This is a genomic window from Streptomyces sp. NPDC057654 (genome assembly GCF_042800135.1).
In the GTDB taxonomy this organism is placed as follows: Bacteria; Actinomycetota; Actinomycetes; order Streptomycetales; family Streptomycetaceae; genus Streptomyces.
Map to the genome: position 1 here is coordinate 1 of NZ_JBHVHQ010000660.1, position 4,881 is coordinate 4,881.

The window sequence follows — 4,881 nt, forward strand, 5'->3', positions numbered from 1 at the left end:
GCCCACGACGGGACACGCGCGTACGGGCACCCGGCCGCAGGGGCTTCAGTTCGCCAACACCACCGACGTCACCAACATCACCGACGTCACCGACTTCACCGCGGAGCGCCGGGGGCGGGTTGCGGCTGCGTGCCGTTGCGATCACCGTCGCCGTCATCGTCACCGTCGCCGTCGCCGTCGCCGCGCGGCGCGGCGGGCAGCGTCAGCCTGGGCAGGGTGTAGCCGACCAGCGGCCCTATCCCGGCGGCGAAGACGACGGTGGCCACGCCCACGCTGCCGCCCAGCAGCCAGCCGACGGTGAGCACGCTCGCCTCTATCCCGGCGCGGGCCGCGACCAGCGGGATGCCGCGGCGTACGAGCCCGGTCATCAGTCCGTCGCGAGGGCCGGGCCCCCATCCCGCGCCGACGTACAGTCCCGTGGCGACGGCGATGCCGGTCACGGCCAGGAGCACGTACGCGACGCGCACGCCCCAGTGGTCCGGCGCGGGTATCCAGGCGATGCCCAGGTCGACGAACGGGCCGACCATCAGCGCGTTCGCGGCCGTACCCAGTCCGGGCCGCTGACGCAGCGGCACCCACAGCGCCAGCAGGGCCAGCGAGACGACGACGGTGGTCTCGCCCAGCGTGAACCCGGTGACCTTCGCGATGCCTTGCGAGAACACGGTCCACGGATCGGTGCCGAGGTGGGCTTTCACCAGCACCGCCTGGCTCATCCCGTACAGCGCCAGACCCACCGCGATCCGCAGCGAGCGCTGTACGGGACGGTCGTCAAGCCGCGCCACGGCCGGGAGCGGCGGACGTGGCGGACGTGGCGGACGTCAGGAGTGCATCGGCGGCGCGCGCCGCCGCGGCCGTGACCGCGCCCGCCTCGCCGGGGCCGTGTACGAGCACCCGCGCGGCCACTCCGTCGATCAACAGGAGCAGTTGCGAGGCGAGTTCGTCCGGGCGGTCGCACCCGGCCTCCGCACACAGGTCCCGCAGCACATTCAGCAGCCACCGCTTCTCGGCCCGTACGGCGGCGGTCACCGTGTCGTCCACGGCGGACTCGGCGGCGGCGTTGAGGAAGGCGCAGCCCCGGCCGTTGCCGTGCTCGTACGCGGACGCGAGCCAGTCGAAAACGGCGGTCAGGCGCGGCCTTCCGGGTTCCTCGTCCGCCAGGCGCGCGGCGAGGTCGGCCGCGATGCGCTGCTGCCGCGCCTCCAGCGCGCCGGCCGCGAGCGCCGATTTGGAGGCGAAATGCGCGTACACGGTCGGCTTGGTCGCCTTGGCCGCGCGGGCGACGGTGTCGATGTTCGTCCGGGTGATGCCCTGCTCGTAGAAGACCTGCTCGGCGGCGGCCAGCAGGCGGGCGCGTGAGGTGGTGTGCCGTTGCATTATTTTAACTTACCAGGTAGTTAAAATAATGGCTGGGCGCGTGGCGCTCGGCGCGCAAATTTTGACCTAGGACATATTTTCTATGTCCTAGGACTAATGCTATGGTCGGGTCCGGAGGTGGACGACATGCCGATCAGCGGGACGACCGCGGCGGAGATCGCCGGAAGCGTGCGGGACCTGATCGCGTCGGGCGAGCTGGCGCCGCAGGATCTGCTGCCGCCGGTGCGCACGCTCGCGGAGGAGCTGGGCGTGAACCGCAACACGGTCGCCTCGGCCTACCGGCAGCTGGTGGCCGCGGCTGAGGCCGTGACGCGTGGACGCGGCGGGACAGCGGTGGCGGGGGTGCCGCAGCTGGCCAGCGAGGGGGCGTGGTTCGGCGGTCGGCTGACCGATCTGGCCAGCGGCAACCCTGACCCGCGGCTGTTGCCCGACGCGCTCCGGGCTCTGCGCGGCGGCGAGTACCGGCCGGCGTTGTACGGCTCACCGCCGGTCGACGAGCGGCTGGCCGGATGGGCTGTGCGGCAGTACGCACCGGACATCGGTGACAGCGGCTTCCGCGTCGTCGTCACGCACGGCGCGGTCGACGCGACGGAGCGGCTGCTGAACGCGTACCTGACCCGGGGGGACGCGGTGGCGGTCGAGGACCCGTGCTTCCTGGCGAGCATCGGCACACTGCGGCTGAACGGCTTCCGGACGGTGGCGGTGGCGGTCGACGGGCAGGGGATGCGCCCGGACGCCCTGCGCGCGGCCCTGGAGAGCGGGGTGCGGGCGGTGGTGTGTACGCCCCGCGCGCACAACCCGACCGGCGTGAGCATCACCGAGGAACGTGCCGCCGAACTGTGGGAGGTCCTCGCGGGTCATCCTCAGGTCCTGGTCATCGAGGACGACCATTTCTGGGCGGTCTCCCGCTCCTCCTATCACCGGATCACGCCTCCGGGCCTCTCGCGGTGGGCGCTGGTGCGGTCGGCGTCGAAGTTCCTCGGCCCGGACCTGCGTCTGGCGCTGGTCGCCTGCGACCAGGAGACCGCGAGCCGCCTCGGCACCCGGCTCAACACCGGAGCGTCGTGGGTCAGCGGGCTGCTCCAGCACGCCGCCCACGTTCTCCTCACCGACCCCGATGTCATCGCCCTCACCGCGCGGGCGCGCGAGACCTACGTACGACGCGGTGACCGGCTCCTGGCACGGCTCGGCGAACACGGAATCACGGTCCCGGACGACTACCGGCCGGACGGCCTGAACGTCTGGGTCCCGCTGCCGACACCCGCGCGTCCGGTCGCGGACGCCCTCGCGCGGCGCGGCTGGGCCGTGCAGCCCGGCGGCCTGTTCACCTCGGGACCGTCCGAAGCCCAGGCCCTGCGGGTGACGGCCGCCGAGCTCACCGACGAGCAGGCCACGCAGTTCACCGCCGACCTCGCCGACATCCTGAACCTCCCCGGCCGCCCCTGACCGACCTGCGGGGCCCTCGCCTGCGGGGCCTCGCCTGCGCAGCCCTGCGGCCCCGGTGTGCCACCGGCGCGGACCACGCCGGCTGCTGATCCGAACCGGGCGCCGCCCGGCGCCTTCTCCCACAGACCCGGGACACAGACCCGGGACACAGACCCCGGACACAGAGCCCGCCGACCCCGGCCGGCCCTGGGAACTGGAGCAGAGAGCACATGGCAAACACCCTGCACGACTCCAAGGACGTCCTGGTCGGACGTGCCGAGCAGCAGATGCGCGAGCACTTCGCCGACTCGGAACTGACCGTACGGCAGAAGCTGGCCCTCACCTGCCGCATCGCCTTCGACGGCGGCCACGACTCGGGACTCGCCGGCCAGATCAGCGCGCGCGGCCAGGCGGCCGGCACCTACTACACCCAGCGTCTGGGCCTCGGCTTCGACGAGATCGACGAGGACAACCTCCTGCTCGTCGACGAGGACCTGACGGTCCTCGAAGGCAGCGGCATGCCCAACCCCGCCAACCGCTTCCACTCCTGGATCTACCGGGAACGCGAAGACGTCAACTGCATCATCCACACCCACTCGCTGCACACCGCGGCCCTCGCCATGCTCGAAGTCCCCCTGATGGTCTCCCACATGGACACCACTCCCCTCTACGAGGACTGCGCCTTCCTCAAGGACTGGCCCGGCGTCCCCGTCGGCAACGAGGAAGGCGAGATCATCTCGGCCGCCCTCGGCGACAAGCGCGCCATCCTCCTCGCCCACCATGGCCAGCTCGTCACCGGCACCACCATCGAAGAGGCCTGCACCCTGGCGATTCTCATCGAACGCGCCGCCCGCCTCCAACTGCTCGCCATGGCCGCCGGGACCATCCAGCCGCTCGACCCCGCCCTCGCCCGCGAGGCCCACGACTGGACCTCCACCGACCGCCGCAGCAAGGCCAACTTCGCGTACTACGCCCGCAGGGCCCTGCGCAACCACCCCGACTGCCTCACCAGCGAGGTGGACCTCTGATGTCCGAGCAGCCCCTCAAGGGAATCATCGCCTACCCCATCACCCCCTTCGACCCGGACACCGGCGCGGTCGACCACGACGCGCTGCGCCGGCTCACCGACCGCCTGGTGACCACGGGCAGCCACGCCGTCGCCCCGCTGGGCAGCGCCGGGGAGAGCGCCTACCTGGGCGAAGCCGAGTGGGACGCCGTCTGCGAAACCGTCCTGAACACCGTGAACGGACGCGTCCCGACCCTGGTCGGCGTCGCGCACCTGACCACCGAGGGCACCGTCCGCCGCGCCCGTGTCGCCGCCCGGCTCGGGGCCGACGCCGTCATGGTGCTCCCGCAGGTGTACTGGAAACTGACCGAGGCCGAACTCGCCCGGCACTTCGCCGAGGTGGCAGCCGCCACCGATCTGCCGATCATGCTCTACAACAACCCCGGCACCAGCGGAACCGACCTCCTGCCCGAGACCATCGTCAAACTCGCCCGGGACATCCCCAACCTCACCATGGTCAAGGAGAGTTCCGGCGACGTCGCCCGCTTCACCGCACTGCGGGAACTGTCCGAGGGCGCCTTGTCGGTCTACAACGGCAACAACCCCGTCGCCCTCGACGCCTTCCGCGCCGGAGCTGCGGGCTGGTGCACCGCCGCCCCCTGCCTCGTACCCGACTGGACGCTCCAGCTCTACACCGCCGCGATCCGCGGACAGGACGAACGGGCCGACGCGATCCTGGCCGAACTCCTGCCGTTCCTCCATTTCATCGTCGGCCACGGCCTGCCACGCGCCATCAAGGCAGGACTCCAGCTCCACGACCGCCCCGCCGGACCGCCCCGAGCGCCCCTGCTGCCTCTGCCCGACAAAGAGACCCGGCAACTCCAGGACCTCCTGGACCGGCTCGGATCCCAACCCTGCCTCGACAGCGACGTACTGGACGTACTGGACGTACTGACAGGGCCGACCACGCCCTGACCCAGCCGGCAGGGAAGAGTTCCACGCAGAAAGAGGCACCCGCACCGGAGCCGGGCAGCGCCCCGCCACTATGAGCGCCGTCCGGGAGGCCGCCTGCCTCC

5 protein-coding genes are annotated in these 4,881 nt (G+C 71.7%); 3 read left to right on the forward strand and 2 right to left on the reverse strand.

Annotation, left to right across the window (positions count from 1 at the left end; translation table 11 throughout):
• Positions 1 to 95: 95 nt before the first annotated feature.
• Both ACFU99_RS33065 and ACFU99_RS33070 read right to left on the reverse strand, forming a co-directional pair.
• The gene (locus ACFU99_RS33065; protein WP_384399068.1) at positions 96 to 782 is read right to left on the reverse strand and encodes a YitT family protein; all 687 of its coding nucleotides are present in this window, start codon (positions 780 to 782) and stop codon (positions 96 to 98) included.
• Positions 769 to 1,374, reverse strand: coding sequence for a TetR/AcrR family transcriptional regulator (locus tag ACFU99_RS33070; protein ID WP_384399070.1), 606 nt, complete (start codon positions 1,372 to 1,374; stop codon positions 769 to 771). The genes ACFU99_RS33065 and ACFU99_RS33070 overlap by 14 nt, the downstream gene beginning before the upstream one ends.
• A 126-nt stretch (positions 1,375 to 1,500) precedes the next feature.
• On the opposite strand from ACFU99_RS33070, the gene ACFU99_RS33075 reads away from it, so the two are divergent.
• The 3 genes from ACFU99_RS33075 to ACFU99_RS33085 all read left to right on the forward strand — a co-directional run bounded on the left by ACFU99_RS33075 (position 1,501) and on the right by ACFU99_RS33085 (position 4,780).
• The gene (locus ACFU99_RS33075) at positions 1,501 to 2,820 is read left to right on the forward strand and encodes an aminotransferase class I/II-fold pyridoxal phosphate-dependent enzyme (RefSeq protein ID WP_384399072.1); all 1,320 of its coding nucleotides are present in this window, start codon (positions 1,501 to 1,503) and stop codon (positions 2,818 to 2,820) included.
• Positions 2,821 to 3,029: 209 nt separating this feature from the next.
• Positions 3,030 to 3,827, forward strand: coding sequence for an aldolase (locus ACFU99_RS33080; protein WP_384399074.1), 798 nt, complete (start codon positions 3,030 to 3,032; stop codon positions 3,825 to 3,827).
• Positions 3,827 to 4,780: a dihydrodipicolinate synthase family protein gene (locus ACFU99_RS33085; protein ID WP_384399076.1), complete on the forward strand. Its 954-nt coding sequence runs from the start codon at positions 3,827 to 3,829 to the stop codon at positions 4,778 to 4,780. The genes ACFU99_RS33080 and ACFU99_RS33085 overlap by 1 nt, the downstream gene beginning before the upstream one ends.
• The last annotated feature ends 101 nt before the right edge of the window (positions 4,781 to 4,881 follow it).